Origin of the sequence: Mesorhizobium sp. M1217 (assembly GCF_040318275.1) — a bacterium.
Taxonomy (GTDB): Bacteria; Pseudomonadota; Alphaproteobacteria; order Rhizobiales; family Rhizobiaceae; genus Mesorhizobium.
Map to the genome: position 1 here is coordinate 92,551 of NZ_JAMYMA010000010.1, position 25,832 is coordinate 118,382.

At 60.8% G+C, this 25,832-nt stretch carries 24 protein-coding genes; 13 read left to right on the top strand and 11 right to left on the bottom strand.

Annotated elements, in window-relative coordinates:
- Positions 1 to 5 precede the first annotated feature (5 nt).
- The gene (locus NKH37_RS18430) at positions 6 to 1,316 is read right to left on the bottom strand and encodes a VpsF family polysaccharide biosynthesis protein (protein ID WP_023720699.1); all 1,311 of its coding nucleotides are present in this window, start codon (positions 1,314 to 1,316) and stop codon (positions 6 to 8) included.
- A 155-nt stretch (positions 1,317 to 1,471) separates the two neighbouring features.
- The gene (locus NKH37_RS18435; protein WP_023720700.1) at positions 1,472 to 2,539 is read right to left on the bottom strand and encodes an acyltransferase family protein; all 1,068 of its coding nucleotides are present in this window, start codon (positions 2,537 to 2,539) and stop codon (positions 1,472 to 1,474) included.
- A 324-nt stretch (positions 2,540 to 2,863) separates the two neighbouring features.
- Between NKH37_RS18435 and NKH37_RS18440 the strand changes: the two genes are divergently transcribed.
- From NKH37_RS18440 to minE, 9 genes are all read left to right on the top strand, one after another.
- Positions 2,864 to 4,423 (top strand): GumC family protein, encoded by a 1,560-nt coding sequence (locus tag NKH37_RS18440; protein ID WP_353003639.1) that lies wholly within the window; start codon positions 2,864 to 2,866, stop codon positions 4,421 to 4,423.
- Between the two features lie 8 nt (positions 4,424 to 4,431).
- The gene (locus tag NKH37_RS18445; RefSeq protein WP_352494488.1) at positions 4,432 to 5,538 is read left to right on the top strand and encodes a glycosyltransferase; all 1,107 of its coding nucleotides are present in this window, start codon (positions 4,432 to 4,434) and stop codon (positions 5,536 to 5,538) included.
- Between the two features lie 258 nt (positions 5,539 to 5,796).
- Complete coding sequence (locus NKH37_RS18450; protein WP_352494544.1) at positions 5,797 to 6,795, top strand: LacI family DNA-binding transcriptional regulator; 999 nt, start codon at positions 5,797 to 5,799, stop codon at positions 6,793 to 6,795.
- Positions 6,792 to 8,309: a sugar ABC transporter ATP-binding protein gene (locus tag NKH37_RS18455; RefSeq protein ID WP_352494489.1), complete on the top strand. Its 1,518-nt coding sequence runs from the start codon at positions 6,792 to 6,794 to the stop codon at positions 8,307 to 8,309. The genes NKH37_RS18450 and NKH37_RS18455 overlap by 4 nt, the downstream gene beginning before the upstream one ends.
- Positions 8,309 to 9,361, top strand: coding sequence for an ABC transporter permease (locus NKH37_RS18460; protein WP_352484056.1), 1,053 nt, complete (start codon positions 8,309 to 8,311; stop codon positions 9,359 to 9,361). The genes NKH37_RS18455 and NKH37_RS18460 overlap by 1 nt, the downstream gene beginning before the upstream one ends.
- Before the next feature lie 107 nt (positions 9,362 to 9,468).
- Entirely contained in the window at positions 9,469 to 10,470 is a 1,002-nt protein-coding gene (locus NKH37_RS18465; RefSeq protein ID WP_031194494.1) for a substrate-binding domain-containing protein, read from the top strand.
- A gap of 233 nt (positions 10,471 to 10,703) precedes the next feature.
- Positions 10,704 to 11,423, top strand: coding sequence for a septum site-determining protein MinC (gene minC / locus NKH37_RS18470; RefSeq protein ID WP_031194495.1), 720 nt, complete (start codon positions 10,704 to 10,706; stop codon positions 11,421 to 11,423).
- Between the two features lie 19 nt (positions 11,424 to 11,442).
- The gene (gene minD, locus NKH37_RS18475; protein ID WP_023720708.1) at positions 11,443 to 12,258 is read left to right on the top strand and encodes a septum site-determining protein MinD; all 816 of its coding nucleotides are present in this window, start codon (positions 11,443 to 11,445) and stop codon (positions 12,256 to 12,258) included.
- Positions 12,255 to 12,527 (top strand): cell division topological specificity factor MinE, encoded by a 273-nt coding sequence (gene minE / locus NKH37_RS18480; protein WP_023720709.1) that lies wholly within the window; start codon positions 12,255 to 12,257, stop codon positions 12,525 to 12,527. Before minD ends, minE begins: the two co-directional genes overlap by 4 nt.
- Before the next feature lie 181 nt (positions 12,528 to 12,708).
- Here minE and NKH37_RS18485 read toward each other — a convergent pair whose 3' ends face one another.
- The 7 genes from NKH37_RS18485 to NKH37_RS18515 form a co-directional block, all read right to left on the bottom strand.
- The gene (locus NKH37_RS18485) at positions 12,709 to 14,028 is read right to left on the bottom strand and encodes an ABC transporter substrate-binding protein (RefSeq protein ID WP_352589462.1); all 1,320 of its coding nucleotides are present in this window, start codon (positions 14,026 to 14,028) and stop codon (positions 12,709 to 12,711) included.
- Positions 14,029 to 14,123: 95 nt separating this feature from the next.
- Positions 14,124 to 14,972, bottom strand: a complete 849-nt coding sequence (locus NKH37_RS18490; protein ID WP_352484059.1) for a carbohydrate ABC transporter permease — start codon at positions 14,970 to 14,972, stop codon at positions 14,124 to 14,126.
- Positions 14,969 to 15,886, bottom strand: a complete 918-nt coding sequence (locus tag NKH37_RS18495; protein ID WP_051409714.1) for a carbohydrate ABC transporter permease — start codon at positions 15,884 to 15,886, stop codon at positions 14,969 to 14,971. Before NKH37_RS18495 ends, NKH37_RS18490 begins: the two co-directional genes overlap by 4 nt.
- Positions 15,887 to 15,905: 19 nt before the next feature.
- On the bottom strand, positions 15,906 to 16,997 hold the full coding sequence (locus NKH37_RS18500) for an ABC transporter ATP-binding protein (RefSeq protein WP_352589459.1): 1,092 nt from the start codon (positions 16,995 to 16,997) through the stop codon (positions 15,906 to 15,908).
- Positions 16,998 to 17,047: 50 nt separating this feature from the next.
- Positions 17,048 to 18,559: an arabinosylfuranosidase ArfA gene (gene arfA / locus NKH37_RS18505; protein WP_352815154.1), complete on the bottom strand. Its 1,512-nt coding sequence runs from the start codon at positions 18,557 to 18,559 to the stop codon at positions 17,048 to 17,050.
- An 18-nt stretch (positions 18,560 to 18,577) separates the two neighbouring features.
- On the bottom strand, positions 18,578 to 18,739 hold the full coding sequence (locus NKH37_RS18510; RefSeq protein ID WP_156948152.1) for a hypothetical protein: 162 nt from the start codon (positions 18,737 to 18,739) through the stop codon (positions 18,578 to 18,580).
- A gap of 4 nt (positions 18,740 to 18,743) precedes the next feature.
- The gene (locus NKH37_RS18515; protein ID WP_352494491.1) at positions 18,744 to 19,670 is read right to left on the bottom strand and encodes an ArsR/SmtB family transcription factor; all 927 of its coding nucleotides are present in this window, start codon (positions 19,668 to 19,670) and stop codon (positions 18,744 to 18,746) included.
- Between the two features lie 247 nt (positions 19,671 to 19,917).
- Here NKH37_RS18515 and NKH37_RS18520 point away from each other — a divergent pair, with 247 nt between their 5' ends.
- The 4 genes from NKH37_RS18520 to NKH37_RS18535 are packed head-to-tail and all read left to right on the top strand — an operon-like array spanning position 19,918 to position 23,944.
- A complete protein-coding gene (locus NKH37_RS18520; RefSeq protein ID WP_023718528.1) occupies positions 19,918 to 20,796 on the top strand; it encodes an ABC transporter permease in 879 nt (292 codons plus the stop codon).
- On the top strand, positions 20,793 to 21,614 hold the full coding sequence (locus NKH37_RS18525) for an ABC transporter permease (protein WP_023718529.1): 822 nt from the start codon (positions 20,793 to 20,795) through the stop codon (positions 21,612 to 21,614). Before NKH37_RS18520 ends, NKH37_RS18525 begins: the two co-directional genes overlap by 4 nt.
- Before the next feature lie 22 nt (positions 21,615 to 21,636).
- Positions 21,637 to 22,779: an extracellular solute-binding protein gene (locus NKH37_RS18530; protein ID WP_352484610.1), complete on the top strand. Its 1,143-nt coding sequence runs from the start codon at positions 21,637 to 21,639 to the stop codon at positions 22,777 to 22,779.
- Entirely contained in the window at positions 22,772 to 23,944 is a 1,173-nt protein-coding gene (locus NKH37_RS18535) for an ABC transporter ATP-binding protein (protein WP_353003641.1), read from the top strand. Before NKH37_RS18530 ends, NKH37_RS18535 begins: the two co-directional genes overlap by 8 nt.
- A 19-nt stretch (positions 23,945 to 23,963) precedes the next feature.
- On the opposite strand, the gene NKH37_RS18540 is transcribed toward NKH37_RS18535, so the two are convergent.
- Positions 23,964 to 24,941 (bottom strand): branched-chain amino acid ABC transporter permease, encoded by a 978-nt coding sequence (locus NKH37_RS18540; protein WP_352484608.1) that lies wholly within the window; start codon positions 24,939 to 24,941, stop codon positions 23,964 to 23,966.
- A gap of 1 nt (position 24,942) precedes the next feature.
- Entirely contained in the window at positions 24,943 to 25,830 is an 888-nt protein-coding gene (locus NKH37_RS18545; RefSeq protein ID WP_031193840.1) for a branched-chain amino acid ABC transporter permease, read from the bottom strand.
- Between the last annotated feature and the right edge of the window lie 2 nt (positions 25,831 to 25,832).

A 25,832-nucleotide genomic window follows, 5' to 3' on the forward strand; every position in this document is an offset into this window, starting at 1 on the left:
CGTGCTTAACGAGACCCGGCCGGGTTTGGGTGGGATGCAGCGGCCGAAGGCATGCTCTCGAGCTGGCCTCTATCGGGCTGCTTCCTATAGGCAAGCAGCAACACCACGATAATCGCGATTTCAGGCGATTTTGATGAGAGCGCGTTGTTCGACAGCGCAGCAAGCAGGAAGGTGATGATGCCTATCCATGCGGGCAGCGGCGCCCCGCGCAGCAGCCGAAAAACGAACCAGAATATCAGCACCGTAAAGAGCACGGCTATGGGCAGGCCGAAGAGCATGACGATGACCACCGGCGCGCTCTCGATGAACGGCAGATGCAGCTTCTCGTTGACGATCGCCAGGAGTTCGTCGCCGTTCATGCCAAACAGGATGTCTTTCCAGCTGACAAGTCCGAACACCTGGTAGATCGTCACCCGCGCCATAAAATTTTGGTCGAAAATGGTGTTGCTGAACCGGTTCAGCAGACCGCCAGCAAACAGCATCGCAACAAGCACCGCGCCGCCTGTCATAGTGAACATCAGCACGACAAATTTGGCCTGCCGCTCATACTTGAGCGACAGGCCCGGCCAAGGCACGAACAGCAGCAGAATGAGGATTTCTCCGGCAGCGAGCAGAAGCGCGGCGCGAGCGCCCGATGCAGCACAACCGACGACCAATACGAAAATCGCCACCACCCGCACCCATATGCGCCAGCGCGTCAGCGGTACGAATCCGATGACTGTGGCGCAGAGCGCGCCTAGTGACAGCGGATGGGCCGCTAGGCCGATCGGCCTGAACTGCAGTTCGTTGATGCCGTAAGGCAGGAATCGATGTTGAGTCACCGCTTCGATAGTGCCGATCACGGCGCTCAGGATGGCCATTCCAAGCACTACGTCGCCCAGCGCCCGCCGCGACTCCGCGTTTAATGCCAGCATCAACAGGCCTGTGGCGCCGGCCACCAGATAGGTATCGATGATGAACCCGGAGGAGCCCGCACGGCCGGTAATGAACAGATAAGGCACCAGCGCGAACATCAGCACCGAATAGCGCATCAACGCCTTGAATATTCCAATTTCGTCGCCCTGCAGCAGAAACGGTCGGCTGAAAAGAACGACAGCAAGCAGCAGGAAGATCGCGTAAGTGCCGAAATGCAGCTTCTCGTAGAACGAGCCTCCCTGGGCCGTATAGTCGACGACCATGTTCATCACCTGCGGCGACACCGTAAAGCGCAGCAGGAACGCGAATGCGGCGCATAGGAAAAACAGCAGCGACAACGCGTTTTGACGGCGCGCCTGGCTGGACAACAATCGTTCCGATGCGGCAGCAGGATAGCTCATGGCCCATCCAAGTGAAGGTATTCAAACGGCATTCCGGCCACGAGATCCATTCAAGAGACTGCCGAACGGATGCGGCGTGTGTGTTGTCAAAATATGCCGGGCCATGCGTTTGCCACAACCGTTAAGTTCGATGCCCGGACGTTTGCACGGTCTCCTTATTTGTTCCCCGTGGCAGCGTAAGGAAGCGATGTGGCTCTAACCTTCCTTCTGCCGTTCAGAATGAGAAGAATCGGCTTCTCGATCATCTGGTGGATCACCAGGCTGGCTATGCAGGCAGTCACGATGCTGACCACCGAGACCAGCAACACTGTTGCCGGATGGTCGTAGCCGATGGTGCGCCTGGCCAGGTAGGCTACGGCGCCGATCACGAAGATATGCGACAGGTAAAGCGCATAGGAGGCGTTGCCGAGCTCTTCGAGCAGGCTCCAGTGCTTCAGTTTCGGTTCCAGAATGAGGCCAAGGTGAAGCAGGCTGGCGGCCCACATTACCTGCCCCGCGAAGCTGATCTGGCTCATCAGCGGCGTGCCGTCATCGACGAATGCAAGCAACACGCCTGCAGCGGCCATAGGGCCGAGTAGCCAGACATGGCGTGTGTCGGAAGCAAAGCCGCCGTCCAGATAGCGCCGGCCTATCCACATGCCGACGACGAAGGCCACCGGCGAAGCGTTCAGATAGAACTGGAGAACAGGGTTGGTGGGAGCTATCAACAGCCCGGCCAGCCACATCGCAATGAAAAAGACCGTCAACACAAATGCGCGCGCGGTCACCGATAGGAATGCGAGCACCGCGAATGCGATATAGAAATAGGCCTCATAATTGAGCGTCCAGCCGAGTGACAAAATTGGGCTGACGCCATCTCGTTCGGGCGCTTGGTGGACAACGAAGAACAGCGACTGGAGATAATGGGGCCACGTAAAGACGGTCTTCTGGAAGAGACTTGGTGCAAGAGCTGCCAGAAGTGCGGCGACGCTTGTGAAAAGCCAGTAGAGGGGGATGATCCGGATCGCTCGGCGTTTCAGGAAGGTTGGAGCAGAGAAGGGACCGCTCCCCGTAATATAGACCATTATGAATCCGCTAATGACGAAGAACAGAATGACACCAAGGCGGCCCGCAGTCACGATAATCGGATTATCTATGCCGATCTGGTAGGAAAAAGCGTGCGCGAACAGAACCAACAAAGCGGCGCAGGCGCGAAGATACTGGACCGAATAGAATTTCGTCACGTTCCTCTCCTGCAATTGCAGGCGACTGACGCCATCCTGCAGGTCGCGGTCAGTGCTTCAGATGTCATTCAAAAGGCATTGCCATCTTTTCAATACAACCGCGCCGTTAAGTGCGCGTTACCGATTTCATGAAAATCACTCACCGGTTGCGGACGCAAATCGGGCGACGGCAAGAATGCGCGCCAAATTCTGGGCAACGAATCCCTTCAACGTCCGCCGGACGGAAGGGGGGATGAACGGCAAATGGGCCAGCTTGGAAAATAAGATATTAACGATGTTTCTGTAGAGCAGGCCAAGCGTAACGATTTAACAAGGGTTGTCACCATGTCTGCCGGTTCCGGCACACCCCCCATCTCCGCGACGGCTTCCAATAACAGTGCGTTCGAGCGTATCGCCAATGCGCGGCGCAGGGCGATGCTGCAACAGCACGACCCAGTCGCGGCGCGCAGCTCCGCACCGGTGACGCCGCAACCATCCGAGCCTGTCGCGACGGTGACCCTGGACAAGATCGGCGATTTCCTCGAACTCGATTTTCGACGCCTGTTCGTCTGGCTGCGGGCCGGTCTCGCCCTGGCGTTCATGCTGGCGGTAATCGGCGGCATTGTCGGCGGCGCCTATGCATTGCTGAGCAAGCAGCGTTACACCGTCACGACAGAGGTACTCATCAACCCCTCCAATTTGCAGGTTGTGGAAAACGACCTCTATTCGCAACCGGGCCAGGTCGATAGCCAGTTGCTCAGCACGCGCAGCAAGCAGCGCATCTTGACCTCGGGCAACGTGCTTTCCCGTGTGGTGGACGAACTGAATCTGACTCACGATCCAGAGTTTTTCGATCCAGACCGGAGCACACCCCCGTCTGGCGCCGTGGCAAGTGGCAGCAAGCCCGACCCGAAGCTTATCGCCTTGAAGAATCTGGCGGACCGGGTAAACGCCACCGCGGACCCAACCTCGTTTGTCACAACCCTCTCGGTATCCGCGGAAACCACCGCCAAGGCGATCCTGATCTCGCAGGCCATAGTCAAAAACTTCCAGGAAGAACTGGCCAAGGCCGAGGCTGCCGGTGCCGGCCGTGCCGCGGCTGCCCTCGACAGCCGGCTTGGCCAACTCAAGAGCGACGTGCAGGCTGCCGAAGAGAAGGTCGAGAGCTACAGGCGCAGCCACAACCTGTCCTCCAGCAACGGCCAGCTCGTCAGTTCGCAGACGATGACGCAGCTCAACGGCGAAATCGTCGATGCGCAATCGCGCGTCATCGCCGCGCAGGCAAGTTACGACGCCCTGGTTGCCTCCGGGATAAATGGGGCCAATCCCGACCCCACGGTTTCGGAAGCGCTCGCGGCGCTGCGCGACAGGTCAAACAGCCTGCGACAGCAGATCGACTCACAGTCGATGACCTTCGGTCCGCGCCACCCGACGATTGTCAGGCTGAGGACGGAGCTCGAGACCGTCAACTCGCAACTCCGAGCCGAGTTCTCCCGCACCGTCGGAACGGCAAAGTCCAGCCTGGACAAGGCCAGGGCCTCGTTGGCCTCTCTCAACGCCAGGATGAACGATCTGAAGAGCAACGTTTTCACCGACAGCGAGTCCGAAGTCGCCCTGCGTGAGCTTGAACGCGATGCGGCCTCGAAGAGAGCGGTCTATGAGAGCTTTCTGTCACGTGCGCGCCAAATCAGCGAGCGCGAGCAGATCGACACCACAAACGTACAGGTGATTTCGACCGCGGTGCCCCCGCCAGGGCGCTCATGGCCCCCGCGCACTGCCCTGGTGGCAGGCGCAGGAGCGTTCGCAGGCTTTGCCCTGGGCATGCTGCTGGCCATTGGCATGGGCATTATCCGCGACATGCGCCGGCCGCCGAACAGATCAGACCTTGCTGCCAGCCGAGCCTGAAGCAAGGCATGGCGAAGCGCATCGTTTTCCACATCGCCAGCCTGCGAGGCGGCGGCGCCGAGCGTGTCTTCGTCCTGATGGCAAATGAAATGGCGTCGCGTGGCCACGAGGTCACGCTTTTTACCTGGAACGCGCAAGGGCCTAACGCGGCGCTGCGCTCCGCCGCCGTGCATCTGGTCGACTTCGGCCTTCTCTTGCGCGGCGAGGGTTACGCCAAGTCGGCGACGCTAAAAGGCATCGTGCGAAGCGCAAATTTGTTCCGCCGCCTTGATCCTGATGCGGTCTATAGTGCCCCGGAATTCGCCAATCTGGTCATGGCGCTGTCACTCATGTTGGCCAGAAGCCGCGCAAAATTCTTTCCAAGCTTCCACGCCGCCGCCTCGCTGCCTGCGAGCGGCCTCGGCGCGAGGCTGGCGATCTGGCTTTCCGCGCTGGTTGCAGCGCGCGCGACCAAAGCCATCGCCGTTTCGGCGGGTGTCGGCCGTGACATCATCGCCCGCGGCTTCCCCGAATCCAAGGTCGTGGTCATCAGCAACCCGCTGCCGCCGGCTGAAGCACCGCAGGGGACTTCCTATGCCTGGCAGGCAAAATTGGCAGCGATGGGATATGGCCCGGTCATCGCCACCGCCGGGCGCCTGGTGCCGGTCAAGGACCACCGGACTTTGCTGCGGGCCTTCGCTGCCCTGCGCGCCGGCCGCCCTGCCCGGCTTGTCATCTTCGGCGAAGGTCCGCTGGCTGCCGAATTGCACGCCTATGCCGAAGAGACCGGCATAGGCGGGGAAGTGCTCTTTGCCGGCTACGTCAACGATCCGGCAGCCTGTTATGCCGCAGCCGATCTGTTCGTCCTTACATCCACCAGCGAAGGCTTTGGCAACGTGTTGGTCGAGGCCATGGCTGCCGGTGTCCCGGTAATCTCCACCGATGCTCCGCATGGCCCGCGCGAGATACTCGGTGACGGCCGTTTCGGCACCTTGGTGCCGGTCGGTGACGCCGCAGCCCTGGCGAAGGCGATGGCCGAGATGCTGGACCACCCCACCCCTGCTGCCGTCCTGAAAAGCCGGGCGGCGGATTTCGCAGTCGACAAGATTGGCGATCGGTACGAAGCCTTGCTCTAGTTGTCGCGCCCGGCCAACAGATCGCGGTGGCATCCAGCCGCAGCTGATGGCCGGCACGGAAGTCCTGGCTGATTTCGGCGCAAGCAAGTCACATCAAGCCAGAAAACCGGTTGCGCAAACGTTTCGATGGCGCTAGCTTTCGGAAAGTCACAACGGCCGCCCAGGCGGATTCAAAGATTGTGAGACTGGGAAACGCAAGATTCGAGGAGGAGCGTGCGTGCGCTTGCCCGTCACCACGTCGAGCGCGACAGCTCCGCGATGACGACGATCGTCGAGGTCGCTCGCAGGGCAGGCGTGTCGGTGTCGACCGTTTCACACGTCGTCAATCAAACCCGCTATGTCTCCCCGGCCACTGCCAGATCGGTGAGCGAGGCGATCGCTGCTCTCGGCTATATGCCCAACAGTGTCGCACGCTCGCTAAAGCTGGCCTCGACGAGCAGTGTCGGCCTGGCGATTTCGGCGATCTCAAACCCCTATTTCAGCGACATCATCTGCGCCGTCGAGACCGAGTGCGCGCGCCTTGGCCTCATGGTGTTCCTGTCGGATACGCAGGACGATTCCGACAAGGAACTGGCTGTCGTCCAGGCACTGCACCAGCGACGCGTCGACGGGATCATCCTGGCGCCCTCTGCCGCGCCGCAAGCTGCATTGCGATATCTCTCGGAACGGTCCCTGCCCTGCGTCTTGATCGACCGACTACCTGACGATCGCTTTGATCAGGTCGGTGTCGAGAATTTCGAGGCCATCCGCGCGCTGATCGACCACGTCGTGTCCTTCGGACATCGCCGCATCGGTTTTGTTGCCGGACAGCGGGGATTTGCCACCACGCTGGAGCGCATGAACGGATTTCGCGCGGCACTGGAGGCCAACGGCCTGGAGTTTGTGCCGGACTACGTCGTGACGGGAAACGCGACCACCGCCAGTGCGAGCACCGCCGCCCATGCGCTGTTGTCGCTGCTGGTGCCTCCGACTGCCCTGGTGACCGGCAACAATCTGTCGACGATAGGCGTGATGCGCGCGGTCCGTGAGCGAGGGCTCGCTGTCCCCAGGGACATATCGGTGGTCGGCTTCGACGATTTCGAATGGGCCGATTACTTCGAGCCGCGACTGACGCTGGTCGAACAGCCCTGCGAGGATTTGGGCCGGCAGGCAGCCGCGTTGCTGATTGAGCGGATTGGACTTCCAGATGGCCAACGACGCACGGTTCGCCTTGAGCCAACGCTGCGCCTGCGCGCATCCTGCGGAAGACCGGCATGACTTCGCCGCTTCTGACCATGAATGGCGTCGTTAAACGTTTCGGTGGCGTTCACGCTTTGCGCGGCGTCGATTTCGAACTGCGCGTGGGCGAGATCCATGCCCTGCTGGGCGAGAACGGCGCTGGCAAGTCGACATTGATGAACATCCTGTCCGGTGTGCACGCCCCTGACGAAGGAACGATCACGATCGATGGCGCACCGGTGCATTTTGCCAATCCGCGCGAAGCGCAGGCCGCCGGCATCGCCACGATCTTCCAGGAACTCGATCTCGTGCCTGGCCTCGATGTCGCGGCCAATCTTTTCCTCGGTCGCGAGTTGGTGAAGCCCGGCGGTTTTCTCGATGTCGCAAGGATGCGCGAAGAAGCCCGCACCCGGCTGACCGCCATCGAGTTGGACATCGATGTCGAACGGCCCGTCGGCGAACTGTCGATCGGGCATCGTCAGGTCGTGGCGATCGTCAAGGCACTGTCCTATGCATCGCGTGTCCTGATCATGGACGAGCCGACGGCGGCCCTGACGGTCAGCGAGGTGGACAGGCTCTTCACCATCATGCGCAAGCTCAGTGCCACCGGCGTGGGCATCATCTACATCTCGCATCGGCTTGAGGAGGTTCCCCAAGTTGCGGACCGGGTAACGGTGATGCGCGATGGCCGCGTGGCCGGGACGACAGCCCCGGACGCACCACAGGCCGAACTGGTCAGCCTTCTCGTCGGCCGGCCTCTGGAGGACCTTTACCCGAAACGCACACGCACCGCAGGTCGCCGGCTCCTTCATCTCAAGGACGCCCGTTTCCATCCCGCTCGAGCCAGCGCCGGCTGGCAGGTTCCCCAAAACGTTTCGCTCGACGTGCATGAGGGCGAAATTGTCGGCCTGGCGGGCGTCATGGGTGCCGGCCGTACCGAGTTGCTCAGCGCGCTCTATGGCACCGGCCTGGCCGGCCGTTGGGCCGGCACCGTCGAGGTCGACGATCGCCCGGTGCGCCTCGAGTCCATCAGAGCTGCGCGCAGGGCCGGCGTCGCCCTCGTCACCGACGACAGGCGAGGAAGCGGGCTGATGCTGCGTACAGCGGTCGGCCGCAACCTGGTCATGTCGGTGCTGCGACGAATCTCGCCGCGCGGCTTCATGTCGATTGCACGCGAAGCAGCCGCTGTGGCGCGCTCGTTCGGCCAATTCGACATACGACCGCGCAATGCGGCCATCCCGGTCGGCGCGCTGTCGGGCGGCAACCAGCAGAAGGTGGTGCTCGCCAAGGAGATCCTCGGCAATCCGCGGCTGCTGTTGCTGGATGAACCGACGCGTGGCGTCGACGTCGGCGCGAAGGCGGAAATCTATGCCAGGCTTCGCGATCTGGCATCGCAAGGCCTCGGCATACTCGTCGCCTCGAGCGAAATGCCTGAGCTGATTGGCCTATGCGATCGCATCGTGGTTCTTCGGGAGGGCCGCAACGTGGCGGAATTCGAGCGCGGCGTCGATGAACACACGGTGCTTGCCGCCGCAACCGGAAAGGCCTCCTGATGTCCGACACCAGCACGGCGGATACCGAACTGCCGAGCGGCAAGACAGCTCAGAAGCGGCGCGATCCGCTTGCACTCATCGTCCGCTTCCAGAGCCTGATCGGCTTGGTGGTCGTCGTGATCGGCGGCATCATCTTCTCGCCGCGCCGGCACGGACAGATACTGTTCATCGCCCCGGACAACATCGCCAACATCGTACGCGCCGTGTCCGAGACCGGCATCATCGCGATCGGCATGACCTTCGTCATCATCACTGCGGGGATCGACCTCTCGGTTGGCGCTTTGCTTGGCCTGGCCAGTGTCGTCACGGCCACGATGATGATCAATGGTGGCGTTGGCCTCGTGCCGACGATCCTTGCCGTGCTTCTTGCCGGCGTGGTCTTCGGTGCCGTTCAGGGCTCGATCTCGACGCGCTTCCGCCTTGAGCCCTTCATCGTCACCCTCGCGGGCCTTCAGGCCGCGCGCGGTCTGGCCCTGGTCGTCTCGGGCAACGAGTACATCAACATCTCCTATGGCGACGGACCCGGGCTTGCCCCTCCGGTATTTGCCATTCTGGGCGAGCGCTTGTTCAACAATGTGGTGCCGGTGGCAACCATCGTCTTCATCGCTTTTGCGGCGATCGCCACAGTGGTTCTCAACACGACCCGCTTTGGCCGCTATGTCTTTGCCGTCGGCGGCAATGAGCGGGCGGCGCGCCTCTCGGGCGTTCCGGTGTCCGCCGTCAAGATCACCGTCTATGCGATCACCGGCTTCGCGGCCGCTCTCGCCGGCATCGTCCATGCAGGGCAGTTCAACTTCGGCAGTGCCAATGACGGCGCCGGTTACGAACTTACCGCCATCGCCGCGGTCGTCATCGGCGGTACCAGCCTGTTCGGTGGAGCCGGATCGATGGTCGGCACGGTCGCCGGCACGATCATGCTCGGCGCGCTCGCCAACGTCCTGCAACTCAACAACATCACACCCGCCCTGCAATTGCTCGCGACAGCCGCGATCATCATCCTGGCGGCGGTTCTTCAGTCCCTCGTCCGTCGCCGCGAAGGTCTGGTCCGTTAAGTGGGCGACATTGGAAGACCCCTGAACGCCAGCTTACCCGGCGTCGGGAGAGTGAAGCTCAGCAAACCAACAGTCGAGCCAAGGGCATCGACAGGAAGGAAACAACCATGGTTATCAGGAGCACACGCAATAGCAGACAAAGGGCCTGGCAAACGTGTCTGCTTGCCGGGACCTTTCTCGCAGCCGCCGGAGGGGCTCAAGCTGCGGAACCATTGGTCAAGGCTTGCTCCAAGACCGGCGAATTCGTAATCGGCTTTTCTCAGGCCAACAATGCCGAGCCGTATCGCCAGCACGTCAATGACGAACTCACCGCCGCCGCCAAGGCAGTGTCCCAGTTCACCTTGCAGATCGCCGATGGCGCCGGCAGCGTGAACACCCAGACCTCACAGGTCGACAATTTCATCACCCAGAAGGTCGACCTGCTGCTGATATCGCCCTTCGAAGCATCGCCGCTGACGCCGGCGGTGAAGCGGGCCATGGAGGCCGGCATCCCCGTCATCGAGCTCGACCGCAAGACGGTTGGCGATCCGGGCAAGGACTACACGGCTTTTATTGGCGGCGACAATTACAAGATCGCCTTCGAAGCCGGCAAATATACCGCCACGAAACTGCTTCCTGACGGCGGTGAAGTTGCCGTTCTGGAAGGGCTGCCCAGTTCGACCCCTGCCGTGGAACGGCTCAACGGCTTCAAGGACGGCGTCAAGGAGAACGACAAGATCAAGGTCGTCGCCGAGCAGGCGGCGGACTGGCTGCCGGACAAGGCACAGACGGCGTTCGCAGCCATGCTTCAGGCCAATCCCGATATCAAGATGGTCTACGCCAGCAACGACATGATGGCCGCCGGAGCGCGCCTTGCCGCCAAGGGCGCCGGCAAGGAAGGGCAGATCAAGATCATCGGCACCGACGGATTGCCAGGTCCTGCCGGCGGCATCCGGGCCGTTGCCGAAGGCGAATGGGCTGCAACCTTCACTTATCCGACGGGCGCCAAGGAGGCGATCGATATGGCAAAGTCGGTTCTTCTCGATTGCGCCACATCCGTCGAGCCGACGGTCACAGTTGCAACGACGGCGATCACGCCGGAAAACGCCAAGCAGATGATGGGTAACTGACAAAAGTGCCATGGCGATTGCGGTGCGGAGGTCGAATGGCACCTCCGCACCGTCGCAACGCCTCATTTCCGCCCATCGGCCGGTCTTCGGCAACGGCGAGGGTCTCCAGGGTCCAATCAGATCGACCGTCGGTGCGCTCCGAAACAGCAAGAATGGAAGCCTCGGAAGGCCGCCATTAACTGTTCGTTAACCATGCCGGGCTAGCCTTAACCAATCAGTAAGGAGTCGCCTCTGTGACCTGCGTCGCTCCCATCCAAAACAAGTCCATACGCTTTCGAGCGCGCTCGTTTGTAGCCTTCACCCTCACCCCTGAGGCCCCGTTGGGGGAATGGCTGCAAAGCCTGGATCACTGGACCGAAAACTCTCCCGGCTTCTTTGCCGGTCGCCCGGTCGTGCTCGACCTGAATATGCTCAAGCCCGAGGCGGGCGAGATCGAAGATCTGGTCTCACAACTCGCGGAGCGCGGGATTCGCATCTACGCGATCGAGGCGGACGGCAATGTTGGTCTCGATGCTGATCTGCCGCCGCTCCTCGTTGGCGCCAAGGAGGCCACCGCTGACGCGCTTTACGTGCAGCCGGACCCAAAAGCCGCCGCTGAGGCCAAGACGGAAGAGCCGGAGGCGCCGAACTCATTGATGATCAAGGCACCGATCCGCTCCGGCCAGTCGATCTTTCACCCCGATGGCGATGTGGTCATTGTCGGCTCCGTCAGTTCCGGTTCCGAAATCATCGCCGGGGGGTCGATCCACGTCTACGGCACGCTGCGTGGGCGTGCGTTCGCCGGCGCCACGGGAAATTCTGCGGCTCGTATCTTTTGCCGGAAAAATGAAGCCGAACTTCTGGCGGTAGACGGCTGGTACCGCACCGCCGAGGAGATGGACGCCTCCTCGCGAGGAAGGCCGGTACAGGCCTTTCTCGAGGACGGCGCACTTTGCGTCGCACCGCTCAACTAACAACATTGGAGGCACAAATATGGGCAAGGTAGTGGTTGTCACATCCGGCAAAGGGGGTGTCGGCAAGACGACCTCGACGGCCGCTCTCGGCGCGGCGGTCGCGAAAACCGGCAAGCGGGTGGCCCTCGTCGACTTCGATGTCGGCCTGCGCAATCTCGATCTGATCATGGGCGCCGAGCGGCGCGTGGTTTTCGATATCGTCAACGTCATTCAGGGAACTGCCAAGCTTTCGCAGGCGCTGATCCGTGACAAGCGGCTCGACACGCTGTTCCTGCTGCCGGCCTCGCAAACGCGCGACAAGGATGCCCTCACCGAGGAAGGCGTCGCCGATGTCATCGACAAGCTGCGATCGGTTTTCGACTACGTCTTCTGCGACAGCCCCGCCGGCATAGAGCGCGGCGCGCAACTTGCCATGCGCTTTGCCGACGAGGCGGTAATCGTGACCAACCCGGAAGTGAGCTCGGTCCGCGATTCCGATCGCATTATCGGCCTGCTCGACTCCAGGACGATGAAAGCCGAGCAAGGTGAATCGATTGCCAAACACGTCCTCGTCACGCGCTATGACGCTGCCCGCGCTGCCCGCGGCGAGATGCTCAGCATTGATGACGTTCTCGAGATCCTGTCCACGCCTCTGCTGGGAATAATTCCCGAGAGCCAGGACGTGCTGCGCGCATCCAATGTGGGCGCGCCGGTTACGCTCAGCGAAAACACCAACCCCGCCGCACGCGCCTATATCGACGCGGCAAGAAGACTCGAGGGCGAGGACCTGCCGGTCGTTCTGCCTTTCGAGCGGAGGGGCCTCCTCGACCGGCTGTTGGGAAGGAGGGCAGCATGAACCTGCTCGATATCTTCAAGCGCCGCGGCAGCGCGCCCGTGGCGCGCGAGCGCTTGCAACTGCTGTTGGCTTACGAGCGTCGAAGCCGCAACCAGCCCGATCTCGTCTCCGTGTTGCGCGAGGAGATCATGGCGGTGATCGCCCGGCATGTTCAGGTCGACCAGGATTTCCTGCAGGTGAGCATGGATCACGGCGAAACGACGTCGAGATTGGAGATCGACATCCAGATCCCCAACAAGATCGCAATGCCCATGGCCGCGGCGTTCTAGCGGAATCCTCCAGTCAGGGCTCGCGTCGGCTGCTGCCGAGGTTGCGGCGCCGTGATTGGCGTGTTCGACCCGGTCGCCACGGGCAAGTCACGCAATAACCACTGCAACCACCGCCTCACCAAAACCCCGCGGCCGTTTCCAGCCGCGGGGGCGCCTTGGGAGGGCCTTTCGAAACCCGTGGTCAAATGTTGGCGAGCAATTCGTTGACGCGGCTTTCCATGTCGGCAAGGGCGGTGTCGACGTCCTTCTGGCCACTGATTGCTGCACTCATCTCTTCGCCGATAATGTCCTGGATCGCAAACTGGCGCTGTACGGCCGACGGCAGCGGCTTGCCGAGGTCGGCGACCGCAGAGATCGTGTTGCGATGCGGCAGGACCTTGAAGGCGTCCGAGGTGATGACGGCCTTGTAGGCGGGCAGGTGACCGGTGCGCGACCACTCAAAGTCGTTGTCGGCGAAGAACTTCAGGAATTTGCCGATGGCCGCGATCTGTTCGGGCGTGCGGTCTTTCTGCGACACGGCCCAGGTGTGGCCGTCGGCATATTGCGCGTGGGTGCCGCCAAACAGCTGCGGATACGGATAAACCGCATAGCCGCCCTTGTTGAGCGCCGTACCCTTGGTTTCGGACTGGGCGTTGTAATCGCCGACCACCCAGGTGCCGTTGAGGTGGACGCCACCCTCGCCGGCAAGGAAGGCATTGATCGAGCCGCCATAATCGAGGTCCTTGGTGGTGTAGCCCTTCTCGAAGATCGCCTTGTACATCTCGACGACCTTCTTGGCTTCCGGCGTATTCAACTTCACATGCTTCGGATCGGCAAAGAAATCGGAATCCTGCTGGAAAAGATAAGTGTAGAGATTGCGTGTGTAGAGCGCAGTCTCATTGGTCAGGTTCTGGACGAAATAAGGCTTGCCCGTCTTCTGCTTGAACTGTTCGGCCTGGGCGAGCAGTTCCTCGGGCGACTTTGGAAAAATCGGCGTGCCGTCGGCACTGACGAGGCCGGCTTGTTTGAAAAGATCCATGTTGACATGATAGAGCATCGTCCAGCTGTCGATCGGCAGGCCATAGATCTTGCTGTCTTTGGTGGCGCCATTGCGCGCCGCGTCGGTGAAGGCGTCGGGTGTCACGCCGACTGACTTCAAGAGATCGTCGAGCGGCATCAACAGGCCCTTCGACTGATAATCCGACAGTACGGATTCATGGATCGTGACGATGTCCGGAGCGTCGCCTGAAGCGAACTGCGCGGTCAGCTGATCGTAGCCGGGCCATTCCACGGTGGTGACGTTGACGTGGACATCGGGATTGTCGGCGTTGAACTTGTTGATCAGCGAGGTGATGATTCCGCATTCGCCAACGGCTTTGGTGGGATCGGTGTTGGTGCCGAAATCGGCATCGCAGGCGCCGAAAAAGCGCTGCACGCTCAGTTCCGTGGCCGCGAAGCTTGGATTTGCGAGCATCATTGCGCCCGCAGAGACTGCGGCAAACAGCATTTTCTTCAGTTTCATATCAGTTCCTCCTACTGAGTTTCCGCCGCTCCACCCTGGATTGGCCTTCGTGCTTCAATCGCTGCGCATTCCCCCCGGCCGTCAGGCAATCTTCGTTATCTCACCGCAGCGCCGGAGACCGCCGTGACGATGTATTTCTGGAAAAACAGGTAGACGATCAGGATCGGTGCACCGGCAAACACCGCCTGCGCCATCAGGAAGCCGATGCCTTCGGACTGAGCGAAGTTGGTCTGCGTCGAGGCCATGCCGACCGTCAGCGTGAACATGTCCTTCCTCGTTGCCGAAATCAGCGGCCAGAAATAATCGTTCCACGCGCCGAGAAAGGTAAAGATGCCGAGCGTTGCCTGCGCAGGCAGCGTGAGCGGCAGAAGCACCTTCCAGAAAATCCTGAGCCGGCTGGCGTTATCGAGCATGGCGGCTTCGTCCAACTCCTTCGGGATGGCTTTGAAATACTGGGTCATCAGGAAGACGCCGAACGGAGCCGAAAGGCCCGGCAGAATGAGCCCTTGATAGGTGTTGTGGAACTTCAGCATGCTGAAGATCTGGTGACGGGCGACGAGCACGGCCTGCTCCGGGACCGCCAGGCCGAACAGCACGATCACGAACAGCACGTCTCGGCCGGGGAAATTCAGCCGTGCAAAGCCGTAGCCGGCGAGCGACGACAGGATCAAGGTGCCGAGCGTCAATCCGCCCGAGACGATGATGCTGTTGCGCACCCAGATGAACACCGACGAGGTGCCGACCGTGTTGATGTAGTTCTTCAGCGTATAGGGCGCGTGAAACACCGAATTCGGATCTGCCATCAGCTCCGCATTGTCCTTGAGTGACAGGCCGATGACCCACAGAACCGGCGCGATCATGACGATCGAAAGCAGGAGGACCAGGGCCAATAACAAATGGTCGCCAAATGCCCGTCCCTTGATGGAAGCGGCTGGAGCGCTCATGCCTGGTCTCCCCTGCTGCGTGTCACCAGGTACTGGGCCATGGCCGCGATCAGGATGAGGATGAACAGGATTTCCGATGCAGCGGCGCCCAGGCCGAGATCCCAGCGGCGGAATGCGGTGTCGTAGATGTAGAGCACGATCGGCTTGGTCAGGTTGTTCGGACCGCCCCGCGTCATCAGCCAAGCCTGGCCGAACAGCTGGAATTGCAGCACGATCTGGATAATGATCACCAGGATGAAGGTCCGCTTGATCGACGGCAGCGTGATCGAGCGTAGCGTCTGCCAGCGATTGGCATTGTCCAGCGCCGCCGCCTCGTAGATATCCTGCGGAATCTGCTGGAGCGCCGAGAGAAAGAGCATCATCGGCAGGCCGATGCACCACCAGATGGTGGCAATGGCGATGCCGACCATCGCCAGGTTGGGATCGGAAATGAAAGCCGGCGCGGTCGCGCCGAACCATCCGTAGATCGTCGACAACAGGCCGACATTCGGAATGAAGACGATGCGCCAGATCAGCGTGACGATGGTGACCGACAGCACCGACGAGGAAAAGAACAGCGTCCGCAAAACCGCAGCAGTGCGCGTCCGGCGATTGAGGCAAAGCGCCAGGAAAAGACCGATCAGCGCCAGCGTCGGCACCGTCAGCAGCACGAAGTAGAAGGTGTTCCAGATCGATTGCAGGAAGACCTTGTCGTGATACAGCCTGACGTAATTGCCGAAACCGACAAAATTTCCGGACGAGAACGTGTCGGCCTTGTGGAAACTCAGCCACATCCCCCAGAGCAGCGGGAAGAGCAGCAGCGTCGTGAAGAAGAACAAGAATGGCGCAACGAAAATGAAGTTTCGCCATTGCGGCGCATAGATGTCGGCGGTCGGCGTTCTGGCGCCGACAGCAAGCGTCGCGGTCGGGGACATCGCCAGCCGGTCAACCATCTCAGGCCTCCCTCGCATGCCAGGCGCGGCCGGTCTCATTGAACAGATGCGATTTCTGGCCGTCGAAGGCGAGCCCGATCCTGTCGCCGACGGCGACGCGACTGTTGCCGGCATCGGAACCGACTATCTGCTGGCCATCGCCCAGCCGCGCGTAGATCAGGGTGCGTTCGCCGAGCCGCTCGAGCACATCGACCACGCCATCGGCATTGCCCTGTCCGGCGGCAACGATACGGACGTCTTCCGAACGGATGCCGAAAGTGTACTTGCCATCGGTCAATTGGCTGGAGGCGATCTCGGTCTGCACCGAGATGCCGTCCGCAAACCTGGCCGTGGCGTTCTCGCCGGATTTGTTGAGCGTCGCATCAACGAAGTTCATCGCCGGCGCACCGACGAACCCTGCGACGAATTTGGTCGCCGGACGCTCGTAGATCTCCATCGGAGTGCCGATCTGATCGATCTTGCGATTGTTCATGACGACGATGCGGTCGGCGAGCGTCATTGCCTCGACCTGGTCGTGGGTGACGAAGATCATCGTCGACTGCAGGCGCTGATGAAGCTGGGCAAGTTCGATGCGGGTGCGGGTGCGCAACGCCGCATCGAGATTGGAGAGCGGCTCGTCGAACAGGAATGCCTTCGGCTCCTTGACGATCGCACGGCCGATGGCGACGCGCTGGCGCTGACCGCCGGAGAGCTGGCCCGGCTTGCGATCGAGCAAATGCGGCATTTCGAGGATGCGGGCGGCTTCGTTGATGCGCGCCTCGATGACCTTGCCTGGAACGCCGATATTCGCAAGCCCGAAGGCCATGTTGGCGCGCACCGTCATATGCGGATAAAGCGCATAGGACTGGAACACCATGGCAATGCCGCGCTTGCCCGGCGGCAGATGATCGATGCGCTCATTGTTGATGGCAATCTCGCCGCTATCGACAGCTTCGAGACCGGCAATCATTCGAAGAAGCGTCGATTTTCCGCAACCGGACGGCCCCAGGAACACGATGAATTCGCGTGCCCTTATGGAGAGCGACAGATGATCCAGCACCGTCATGGCACCGAACTGCTTGCTCACGTTTCTGATCTCGATATCGGCCGTCACGTCGACGCTCCTCCTCAGCGCTTGCGCTTGTCTCGATGATCCGCCTGAACTCAGAGCCTCAGGCGAATGACCTGGTAGGAATAGGCCGGCAGCGACAGGCTCAGCTTGCCGCCGGCGAGTGAGGCGCCCTCACCCTTCCTTGGGCCGACATTGCCTGGGTTCTCGGCCGAATTGACGGCTTTCAGATCGGCGTGCGCCACGACCCGGTGATCGACGATTTCCGCTTCGCCGAAGCCGGTGAGGTCGACCACTGTTTCGATTGCCTCGCTCGAATGGCGGTTGACGGCGAAGAAGGTGACGTGGCCGGTCTTCGTGTCGTGCACGCCGGCAATGTCGACGTAGGCGACGTCGCCCGCAACGGTGGATTTATAGGTCGGGCTTTCCACCTTGAGATCCAGCGCATTGCCGCGGCCGTAGTTAGAAGCAAACAGATAGGGATAAAAAATCGTCTGCCGCCATGCCGGGCCATTCGGAACGGTCATGATCGGCGCGATGACGTTGACCAGTTGTGCCAGGCAGGCGATCTTGACGACATCGGAACGGCGGATGAAGGTGTTGAGGATCAGGCCGACCTGCAGCACATCCTCGAAATTATAGATGTCTTCGAGCAACGGCGGGGCGAATGGCCAGCCGTCGCTGCCGCCGAGGATTTTCTTGTCCTGCTCCTTGGAATGGTACCAGACGTTCCATTCGTCGAACGAGATGTAGACCTGCTTGTTGGAGCGCTTCTTGGCCTTGATATAGTCGATGACGCCGGCGACCGAGACAATGTAGTCGTCGAGCTTTTCGCTCATGGCGAGATAGTTCGAAGCGTCGTTGGCTTCGTTGTCGAAATACATGTGCAGCGAGATGTAGTCGACCTCGTTGTAGGTATGGTCGAGAACCGTCGCTTCCCATTCAGGGTAGGTCGGCATCTTGGCATTCGAAGAGCCGCAGACCACCAACTCGAGCGACTTGGAGAAGGCGCGCATTGCCTTGGCCGTCTCATGCGCTAAGCGGCCATACTCGTCCGCGGTCTTGTGGCCGATCTGCCAGGGGCCGTCCATTTCATTGCCGAGGCACCAGAGCTTGACGTCGAAGGGCTCCTTGCGGCCATTGGCGATGCGCTTGTCGCTCCATTTACTGCCGCCGGGATGGTTGGCGTACTCCAGAAGGTTGCGGGCTTCGTCAAGGCCGCGCGAGCCGAGATTGACGGCAAGCATCATCTCGGTGTTGGCGGAGGTGCACCAATCGGCAAATTCGTGCAGGCCGACTTCGTTGCTTTCCGACGTATGCCAGGCGAGGTCGAGCCGCACCGGGCGCTCTTCCTTGGGGCCGATGCCGTCTTCCCAATTGTAGGCGGAGACGAAATTGCCGCCGGGATAGCGGACGATCGGAACATTAAGTTCTCTGACGAGATCGATGACGTCCTGACGCATGCCATTGGCATCCGCCGTCGGATGGCCTGGCTCGTAGATGCCGGTATAAACTGCCCGCCCGAGATGCTCGATGAAGGATCCGTAGAGCCTCGGATCGATTTCCGAGACAACATAATGCGGATGTGCCGTAACGGCTGCCTTCATGCATTCCTCCCATCGATATCACAAACGATGATTTAAATCATCTTGCCCGATATCAAAGAGGAATTGGCAGCTCTTCGTCAAGCCAAAATAGCCAAAAGTAGGACAATTAGACGAAGGTTTTGGCTCAGCAGAAAGCCAGTTCATTGAAATTGCTGCATTATCTTCAGAACCCGGTTTCATGATATCAACCAGTTTTGATCCGGAGCAGGATGTCCTGATCGTAATTTCCAAAGCCCTTGCCGAAAATGTTGATCCCGCCGGGGCGCTTGGCGTCGTCCTTGACGCCGATACGGACGCGGATTGAATGATGGCTCTTCAGATCGAGTGCGGCGAGGCCGGTTTCGGAAATCCTGAGGCCGTCGACATAGGTGCCGTCATTGGCAATTCGCCAGTTCTTGAGCTTGCCGTATTGCGAACCCTTGAGTTTCCACCAGGACGGCGTGAAGACGCCGCGCTTGTCGCCGAAATCCCCCGGCGACGTCCAGGTGCCGACATCGACGCCATTGATCGTCAGCGTGATGTCCGAGGGCCAATCGGCGCTGGTGCCCGGCACTTCCGAAGACAGCTCTATCGCCACTTCGAGCTCGGTGATCTCGGCATTGGCGAGCTTGGCATTATTGGGAAACTGGTATTCGACAAAACCGCGGGTGAACCACAACAGCCCGGCTTTCATACGATCCGGATCGAGGAAAGTGTTCGGTACATCGAGCAAGCCGATGATGCCGTCCGGCGAACAAAGGCCGCAGGGCGCGGTAACCTCGAAGCCGGTGTAAAGCCCGATCGGCATCGACACTTCGATCGCGTCGTTCTTGACCGCACGATATTCGCTCTTGAACACGACGAGCACTTCTTCGGCCGTCGGATAACAGATTTTCTGGCTGCCTTTCTTCGCTTTCAGGTTCTCGGTGCGGATCAGCCCCGCATCCTCCAGCACCTGGATGTTGGTCGAGACGGTCGACTGCGGCAGCGACAGCACGGCGGCGATTTCGTTGACATTCATCGGCCCCTTCTCATGCAGCAGTTTCAGCATCGAGATACGCGCCGAGGAGGCAAGCCCCTTGAGCACGGCAATGCCTTCCTCAGGTTCAATCACCAGAAAATTGCGACTCATGAAATGCCCGGGCCCATGCCAAATCTATATCCGAAATTATCCTGTATATCGGGATATCTGATTTAATCAATGCGCAGGCGAACCCGAGCAATTTGTTAAATCCAGCAGGGCGACGGTCGCGCGGTGGCCCTGCACAGAATTTGTGCAGGAGCCATATGCAGAGTGGACACCTGAACGCCGATCGCCCAATCTAGTCCGGAGCCGAGCCCGGTGATGGCGGCTTGGACATGAAGTGGTTGGACGGGTCGTGACCAAAGGGTGGAAATTATATGATCAGCGACTGGCCTGGGTCCTCGTCGCGCCCGTGCTTTTGCTGCTTACCCTGCTTCTGCTGCTGCCGATCGCGATGATGACTGTCTACACGTTTTTCACCTTCGTTACCGCTGGGGTGGAGTCGGCGGTGCTGACCTTCGACAACTGGAAGGAATTCCTCACCGACAGCTACTATCACGGCTTTCTTTGGAAGACCGTTCGCGTCGGCGCCATCACCGCTGTGATCTGCGCGATCCTTGGCTATTTCCCCGCCTATTTCATCTGGGCCACGACTTTCAAGCACAAATGGCTGCTGCTGTTGCTGCTCATCGTGCCGTTCTGGATCAGCTTCACCATCCGGACATTCTCGTGGATCCACATTCTCGGCGAACAGGGGCTGATTAACGTCGTGCTCATCCGGCTGGGGGTCATCAACGAGCCGTTGCCGATGCTCTACACCGAGGGCGCCGTCATCATGGGGCTGCTGCATTTTCTGCTGCCCTACATGATCCTGAACGTCTATGTCAGCCTGGAGGGCATCGACCGCACCTTGATCGCCGCCGCCCGCTCGATGGGCTGCACCAGCGCACAGGCGTTCCGCGAAGTGACCCTGCCGCTGTCGATTCCGGGGCTGGGCGCCGGACTGTTGCTCTGCTTCGTGCTGGCGGCCGGCTCCTATGTGACGCCGCAATTGCTCGGGGGAAGCCGCGACGCGCTGTTCGGCAACCTGATCTACGACACCATCATGGGGCAGCTCAACTGGCCGATGGGCGCCACGCTTTCCATCGTCCTGTTCGTTCTGCTCGGTGCGGCCGCGGCCGCCTACAGCCGCTATATGGGCCTGTCGCAGATCATGAAGGGTCTCAGTGCATGAGAGCGGAGCATCCCGATCGCGAAGGCAGATGGGCGTGGCGGCTAACCGGCGCGATCACGGTGTGCGTCTATGTCTTCATGTTCGCGCCGATCCTCGCCACGGTCGTGCTTTCCTTCAACGCCTCGATGTTTGGCGGCTTTCCCCTCACCGGCTTCAGCCTGCGCTGGTACGAGAAGCTGCTCACCAACGGGCCGGTCCTCGATGCCTTCCGGACATCGATGTGGATTGCCCTGGTGACGGCAACGGTGACGACGCTGCTCGGCATCATGGCGGCATTGGCGCTGGTGCGCTTCGAGTTCCGTGGCAAGCAGGCGATCAACACGCTTGTCATTCTTCCCGCGCTGGTCCCCGAGACGATACTGGGCGTCGGCCTGCTGGTCATGATCAAAGCCGTCGACCAACCGCGCAGCATGACGCTTCTGGTGCTCGGCCACATTCTGCTCACGCTCCCCTACGTGGTGCTGATCGTTCAGGCGCGCATGGTCGGCATTAAACGTTCCTATGAGGAGGCGGCACTGTCGCTCGGGGCGCCGCGTGTGTCGACATTCCGCGAGATCACGCTGCCGCTGCTCATTCCCGCAGTGCTTGCCAGCGTGCTGCTCGCCTTCACCATCTCGTTCGACAACACCTCGGCCAGCCTGTTCTGGCGACCGGCGGGCGTCGAGACCATGCCGACGCAAATCCTCTCGATGCTGAAGATCTCGATCAGCCCCGAGGTGAACGCGCTGGGCACTGTCATGATCCTTTTGACGGTCGGCATTCCCTTGGCTGGTGGGCTCATCCTGCAAAGCCTCACCTGGTTCAAGGCAGGCAAGTGAAAATGAAAATGGGAGAATGAAAATGAAACTGACAACCACCAAACGACTGGAACGGCTCAACGAACGCTATGCCAATGGCGACATCAGCCGGCGATCATTCCTGACGCTGACGGCCGCCGCTGCCGCCGCCACCGGGCTTTCCATGCCCTGGATGGGACGCGCGCTGGCCGCGGTTTCGGAAGTGCGCTTCGACGGATGGGGCGGCGTGGTGCAGGAGGCGATCGATAAGTACGCGTTCCAGCCCTACACCGCCAAGTCCAAGGTCAAGGTCGTCCAGGGCACCTTTGGCGACGAGAACGAGATCATCACCAAGATCAAGACGTCGAAGCCGGGCGACTTCCAGATCGTCCATTCTTCCGGCGTCAACTACTACATCAAATACGTCAATGGCGGCTTCAACTCGGAGATCAACGAGGCGAACATTCCGAACATGGCGAATGTGCTGACCGCCATGATCGAGCCGTTCCGCAAGATCACGCCGAAGCTGTCGGCAGTGCCATATGATTACGGCACCACCGGCATCGCCTACAACAACAAGGTCATCTCGCCGGAGGAAGCCAAGGAAAAGGGCGCCAACCTGCTTACCGACAAGAAATATGCCGGCAAGGTCGGCGGCTACGCCGATATGACGACGCGCGTCTGGTATGCGGCGCTGCAGACGAAACAGGACCCCAACAACATCCAGGACATGGATGCGGTCTGGGCCAAGGTTCGCGAGACCCGCGACCTGGCCAAGAAGTTCTGGAGTTCCGGCGCGGAACTGATGGACCTCCTGTCGCGCAACGAAATCGTCGTTACCGATGCCTGGTCCGGACGCGTCGCCGCCCTGCAGCAGCAGGGCCAGCCGATCGGCTATCTCGACCCCGCCGGCTCATACGCATGGATGGAGGACATGCTGGTGCTCAAGGGATCGCCGATGGCCGAATGCGAGGAACTGATCAACTTCATGCTGGATCCGGCCACGTCGATCGCTGTCGCCGAAGGCCAGAATTATCCACCCTCGCTTGATCCGACCAAGGTGAAGCTGACCGACAAGATCGCAGCGCTTCCGGCCTTCGACCCGACCGGATCGATGAAGTCGCTGACCTTCGCCGATCCGCTCTACTGGGCGAAGAACGAAGACGCCTGGACCAAGCAATGGGACAGGGTGTCGAAAGGTGCATGACGATAACAGCCACGATCAGCCCCGGCCGGCATCGGCCGGGGCTGATCGCGACCCGCTCGCTCGGGGCGAAAGCCAGCCGACAGGAAAGCCTGCGGTCGAGTTTCGCGACATCGATATTTTCTACGGCAAGTTCGCCGCCGTGCGCGATTTTTCACTGGCGATCCGCAAGGGCAGTTTCGTCACCTTGCTGGGGCCGTCCGGATGCGGCAAGACCACGATCCTGCGATCGATCGCCGGCCTGGTGGATATCACCAGCGGGCAGATCTCGATCGGCGGAAAGCGCGTCGACGACATCCCGATCTACAAGCGCAACATCGGCCTGGTGTTCCAGAACTACGCGCTCTTTCCACACAAGAACGTCTTCGACAACGTCGCATTCGGGCTGAAATACCGGAACGTGCCGAAACCGGAAATCGTGCGCCGGGTCAAGAAGGCGCTGGATATGGTGCGGCTGCCCGGCAGTGAGACAAAGCTGCCGTCACAGCTCTCGGGCGGCCAGCAGCAACGCATCGCACTGGCCCGCGCCATCGTCTTCGAACCGGAAGTGCTGCTGCTAGACGAGCCCTTGTCGGCGCTCGACGCCAATATGCGCGAGGACATGCGCGTCGAGATCAAGAAAATCCAGCGGGAGACGGGCATCACCGCCATCTTTGTGACGCACGACCAGGAAGAAGCCTTGTCGATGTCCGACCGCATCGTCGTGATGAACGCCGGCCTGATCGAGCAGATCGGTTCCCCGGCGCAGGTCTACGACCAGCCGGCCACCGCATTCGTCGCCAATTTCCTGGGTAAGGCCAACATGCTGCCCGGCAGCGTGACGGCGATGGACGGCAACATGGCAACGATCGCGCTGGCCAGCGGCCATGTCGTAAAGGCGGCCGCACCGAAGGCGCTCACGGCCGGCAGCGCGATCACCGTCGTCGTTCGCCCGCAGAAGCTTACCGCCGGCACCGCCGGTGCTGCCAACAGGCTGTCGGGACGAATAGTCTCGACCTCCTATCTCGGCGGCAATGCGGTCTACGAGATCGACATCGGCGCTGGCACGCCGTTGCGCGCCAACACGCTGATCGACGGCCAGCCGCTGCGTGAAGGCGAAACGGTCGATGTCTGCTTCGACCCGCTGGGTTGCGTGCTTCTCGACGCGCAAGGCGTACGTATCGCGTAGCGACGAGGCGCTGAGCCGTTCAGTCTTTCGCGTCACCCCTTGGCCCGAGAAACCGCGCATAGACCTCACCGACAATACCGCGCCGGAAAACCAGCACGCAGACCATGAAGGTCAGGCCGGTGGCGATGGTCACCGGAAAATTCGAGGTAGCGAGCGTGTTTTCCAGGCCGACGACCAGACTGGCGCCGATGATCGGCCCGACCATGGTGCCGATGCCGCCGAGGAGCGTCATCAGGATCACCTCGCCCGACATCTGCCAGGTGACGTCGGTGAGCGTGGCAAACTGAAAAACGATCGCCTTGAGCGCGCCCGCCAGCCCGGCCAATGTTGCCGACATGACGAAAGCCGCCAGCTTGTAGTTGGCGACGGAATAGCCAAGCGAAATTGCCCGGCTCTCGTTTTCGCGGATGGAACGCAGGATCATGCCGAAAGGCGAGTTGATGATGCGCCAGATGGCGAACACGCCGATCAGGAAGACCGCCAGAACGAAATAGTAGATGTTCATCGAGACGTTCAGGTCGAGCATTCCAAACAGCCTGCCGCGCGGCACGCCCTGGATGCCGTCCTCACCTCCGGTGAACGGCGCCTGCACGCAGAAGAAGAAGAACATCTGCGACAGCGCCAGCGTGATCATGGCGAAATAGATGCCTTGCCGGCGGATGGCAAAGAAGCCCATCACAAGGCCAAGCAGCGCGGCACCCAGGACGCCGAGCAGGATGCCCGCTTCCGGCGGCCAGCCCCAGACCTTGACCGCATATGCGCTGAAGTAGGCTGCCCCGCCGAAGAACGTCGCATGGCCGAAGGACAACAACCCGGTGTAGCCGAGCAGAAGGTTGAACGCGCAGGCAAACAGCGCAAAGCACAGCATTTTCATCAGGAAGATCGGATAGACGAAGAAAGGCGCCACCAGCAGCGCTAGGATGCCGAGCCCCACCAGCGTCCATTCAAGCCATACTGAACTTTTGGCGCGCGTCCCGCGAAGTGAGAGTTCGGCCATCTCAGACGTCCCTTCCGAAAAGACCGGCGGGCCGGACCAGAAGCACGATCGCCATGATGACGAAGACCACCAGATTGGAGGCTTCGGGATAGAAAACCTTGGTCAGGCCTTCGGCGAGCCCAAGCATGTAACCGGTAACGATCGCCCCGAGGATCGATCCCATGCCGCCGACCACGACAACGGCGAACACGACGATGATGAGGTCAGATCCCATCAGCGGGCTTACCTGATAGATCGGCGCGGCGAGAACGCCGGCGAGACCGGCAAGAGCGCAGCCGAGGCCGTAGGTAAGGGTCAGCAGCAACGGCACGTTGACGCCGAAAGCCTGGACCAGGCGGGGGTTCTCCGTTGCCGCGCGCAGATAGGAGCCCAGCTTGGTCTTCTCGATCAGCACCCAGGTGCCGAAACAGACGATCATCGAGGCGACCACCACCCAGCCGCGGTAATTTGGCAGGAACATGAAGCCGAGATTGGTGCCGCCGGACAGCAGCGGCGGCACGGAATAAGGACTTCCCGATACCCCATAGTAGTACCGGAACACGCCTTCGAGCACGAGCGCGAGGCCAAAGGTGAAAAGTAGACCGTAAAGCGGGTCGATATCGTAAAGCCGCGACAGCGCCAGGCGCTCGACCACGACACCGAAGCCGCCGACGATCAGCGGCGACAGGATCAGAGCCGGCCAATAGCCGATGCCGAACCGGGTGAGCAGCAGATAGCCGATGAAGGCGCCGAGCATATAGAGCGCGCCGTGAGCGAAATTGATGACGCGCAACAGGCCGAATATGACAGCCAGGCCGAGGCTCAACATGGCGTAGAAAGAGCCGTTGATGAGGCCGACCAGCAATTGGCCGAGGAATGCCTGAACGGGTATTCCGAAGATCATCGTCATGG